The organism is Peribacillus sp. (assembly GCF_059453735.1).
In genome coordinates this window covers 1-3,875 of sequence record NZ_JAZVJO010000072.1, presented here as the reverse complement: position 1 = coordinate 3,875, position 3,875 = coordinate 1, and the positions used below count along the sequence as shown (strand labels likewise).

The window sequence follows — 3,875 nt, the reverse complement described above, 5'->3', positions numbered from 1 at the left end:
CAATTCTACATTGTTAGAAGTAGAGAGATTAGTACCTTTTCGTGGATAAACATGAACTAAGAGCACAAGTATAAGCATACACAACAATCCGATTGTCTCAGTCCGAGTCTGTCCTGCATACCAAGAAGTAATTGGAATGGTCAGCATCGCAAATGAACCGGTTATCGTGAACTTACGAAAAAGCAGGTACCCGCTTCCCAGTACAACACCCGCAATTAAAATAGCTACTGGAATAATGAAAAGTGTTGCCGTCAAAAAGACAACTACCCCTTTTCCTCCCCGAAATTCCAGATGGAGCGGCCATATGTGTCCCACAAGTACAAGTACCGCTGAAATAATCAACCATATATTATTCAGCTCTAATCCCTTCCTAACGATGGTAAGAACAATAAGTGTTTTTCCTACATCGATAAATAAGGTAAGCAAAAAACCCTTTTTCCCTAAGTGTCTTCCCGCGTTTCTCGCCCCTGCATTCCCGCTTCCAACTAATCGAATATCGTCGCCAGACATGAATTTTGCCGCATAATATGCTCCATTGATACTTCCAAACAAATAAGAGAAGCCAATTAGCATCAGAAACTGTAACATCTCTCCACCTTCTATACAATATATTACAAATATACCATTGAAAATTATGGTTACTACTCATTTAAAGAATAAAGTGCTTTTTTGTAAGATGCAACCTATATATATTTATTTTTTCATAATATTTGGTAATTCTCTTACTAATCCACATAAAAATTGTTATGAACATTTATCCAAAATCTCTAGTTTCATATTTTAATAAGGATGTACAGATACATTTAGAGGTTTGAAGAAAATAGCACCGAGGGAGTTACTATGATCATCTGCTGCATAACAAAGTAATTGCGCATTCAACCAGCACCTGGATGGTATTTAGGAACCCTTCAAAATAAATACAATCAACAAAATGCAGTAAGCCAAATAAACGACAAAGAGGAAGCAAACCGCCTTCTTCTTTTAACATTTTTAGAACCGGTCGAACACCGATACTCATATGTATTAACTTACGTATACCTGCTATAAAATCATGCCCCTCCTCATCATAAAAAAAACTGTCTTGTAAGGTCATTTAATGACCTTACAAGACAGTCTCAGGTTAAGCTTATTGTCTTCCCACATCATCCATCGGATTAAATAACTCTACGTCAGGATTTTTATCCTTAAACCATCGAAGCGCAAATTCATTCTCAAACAAGAATGCATATTTATCATAACGATCCTTCACAAGAATACTCCGGCTGTTATGAAGGTTTTCATCAATTTTTTCTTCAACGGCCCAACGGGTAATTTTATTTCCCATTCGTTCCATTATAACATCGACATTATACTCATTACGCATACGGTGTTCAAACACTTCAAACTGAAGTTGACCTACTGCTCCGAGTAGATACTCTTCCATTCTTACCGTTTTAAACAGCTGAATAGCCCCTTCTTGAACTAGCTGGTTAATTCCCTTATGGAAGTGTTTTTGCTTCATAACGTTTTTCGCTGTAACACGCATAAATAATTCTGGTGTAAATTGTGGAAGACGTTCAAATTGATACATGTCCTTACTTGTAGTGATCGTATCACCAATTTGGTAATTACCTGTATCATAAAGCCCAATTATATCGCCAGCTACTGCTTCATTAACCGTATTACGATCATCAGCTAAAAATTGTGTAGATGAAGATAAATTAATCGGTTTACTCGTTCTGCTTAAATTCACACTCATTCCGCGTTCAAATTTACCTGAGCAAATTCGCAAAAAGGCAATCCGGTCACGGTGCTTTGGATTCATGTTCGCTTGAATTTTAAAGATAAAGCCTGAAAAATCTTTAGCCAAAGGATCAATCTCACCTGTAGTCGCAGCTCGAGGCTGTGGTGCAGGAGCAAATTGAAGATAGGCATCCAAGAATGTTTGCACACCAAATGCAGTTAATGCACTCCCAAAGAACACTGGGCTTAGTGTACCGTTAGCAATTGCCTCTTCAGAAAACTGATTGCCGGCTTCAGATAATAGCATGATTTCTTCAAGTGTCTGTTCATAAAGCTGAGAATCCTTTAACTCATTCCCATCCATCAGTTCGCCAGATTCATCAAGTGGAAGGAAACGTTCTTCTCCCTCTTTTTTGAACTGTTCAATTCTGTTATTAAACCGGTCATAAATCCCAATAAAGTCTTTGCCCATTCCAATCGGCCAGTTCATCGGATAAGATTCAATTCCGAGCACTTCTTCTAATTCAGCCAACAGTTCCAGCGGCATTTTACCTTGACGATCCATTTTATTTACAAAGGTAAAGATGGGAATTCCACGCATACGGCAAACTTTGAAAAGCTTAATCGTTTGATCCTCGATACCTTTTGCAGAGTCAATAATCATGACGGCGCTGTCGACCGCCATCAACGTCCGATACGTATCTTCACTGAAATCTTGGTGACCAGGTGTATCAAGGATATTAACGCGGAAATCATCATAATCAAACTGCATGACTGAGGAAGTAACAGATATTCCCCGTTGTTTTTCAATTTCCATCCAGTCACTCGTTGCATACTTACCTGTCTTTCTTGCTTTAACGGTTCCGGCATCTCGGATTGCTCCACCGAATAATAGTAATTTTTCTGTTAATGTCGTTTTCCCGGCATCCGGGTGAGAGATAATAGCAAAGGTTCGTCTTGATTGAACCTCTTCTTGTAAATTTGTCATGTGTGAATTCCTTTCTTTCCATTAATATAATCACTTTCTATGCTATAAGCCATCAGGCATTTTTACATGGGTAACAACCTTCCCCTGATTATCTTTATCCAGCCATTATAAAAAGCTGTTTGCTATATATGTACGCTCATTAATCCATACGTTTAAAAATATATCATATTCACTTCTTTTTTGGCTACAATACACGGAAAAAAGTCAGTTTCCAATTATTCAGTTGAAGAAGGAATAAAAATAAAAGGCACCCAATCGGTGCCTCTGCTTTACCCTTATTCAGCTGTTAACTCGTTTAGAACGCTTACGATTATTCCAGTATTTTTTCACTTGTTTTATAACAATAGGAGCAATTAATACAGCTGCCCTCTTGATTAATGTCTTTTTCACACAGCAACATCCTCTCTATAATTAACTACATAGTATAACTTTACCCTTTTTGAACGAATTAAAACGACATTCGAATTTCATCCTCATTAGATTAATCGGACAGTTCGACTCGTCCCTCTCTTTTTGTTTAACAGTCAAGCAACAGGGATATAGTAATAGAGAAGTAAATATGACTAGATTGAAAGGGAGATGGGATATATGAAACCACTTTATACTGCAGTTGTAACCGCATCAGGCGGAAGAGATGGACATGTTAAATCTGAAGACGGCATTATTGATTTTGATGTTACCACTCCGAAAGAGCTTGGCGGTAAGGGAGGACAGGCAACCAATCCTGAACAACTATTTGCCAGCGGCTACGCGGCTTGTTTTGACGGTGCCTTAAATCTCATGTTAAGCAAAGCGAAGAAAAAAGTAGATACTACAGTCACTGCAAATGTTACTATTGGTAAAGATGAGGCGGACGATGGGATGAAACTTGCTGTAAAACTAGATATTTCTATTCCTGAAATGGACCGTGAAGAAGCACAGCAATTCATCGAGAAAGCACATGCATTCTGCCCGTATTCAAAAGCTACGAGAAACAACGTAGACGTAACATTAAATCTTGTTTAAAAAAATGAGAGGCTGTCCAATAAATGGCAGCCTCTTTTTTGCATTGTATATTCGCAAGAATTCAACCTTTATATTTTCTCTAAAAATCCTTCCCTCAATCTAATAGGAAGTTCAATAATAGTCTCATTTAATATATCAAGCTTAGCCTCCACTCGATGAA

At 37.8% G+C, this 3,875-nt stretch carries 4 protein-coding genes; 1 reads left to right on the top strand and 3 read right to left on the bottom strand.

What is annotated here, in order from left to right:
- From AC52RT_RS02430 to AC52RT_RS02420, 3 genes are all read right to left on the bottom strand, one after another.
- Positions 1–588: glycerol-3-phosphate acyltransferase (locus AC52RT_RS02430; RefSeq protein WP_495539272.1), on the bottom strand; the 588-nt coding region annotated here is incomplete at its 3' end.
- Between the two features lie 256 nt (positions 589–844).
- Positions 845–1,093: a hypothetical protein gene (locus AC52RT_RS02425; RefSeq protein WP_495539271.1), complete on the bottom strand. Its 249-nt coding sequence runs from the start codon at positions 1,091–1,093 to the stop codon at positions 845–847.
- A 33-nt stretch (positions 1,094–1,126) separates the two neighbouring features.
- A complete protein-coding gene (locus tag AC52RT_RS02420) occupies positions 1,127–2,710 on the bottom strand; it encodes a peptide chain release factor 3 (RefSeq protein WP_495539270.1) in 1,584 nt (527 codons plus the stop codon).
- 588 nt (positions 2,711–3,298) lie between these two features.
- On the opposite strand from AC52RT_RS02420, the gene AC52RT_RS02415 reads away from it, so the two are divergent.
- Positions 3,299–3,715, top strand: coding sequence for an organic hydroperoxide resistance protein (locus AC52RT_RS02415; RefSeq protein WP_495539269.1), 417 nt, complete (start codon positions 3,299–3,301; stop codon positions 3,713–3,715).
- Positions 3,716–3,875: the final 160 nt, after the last annotated feature.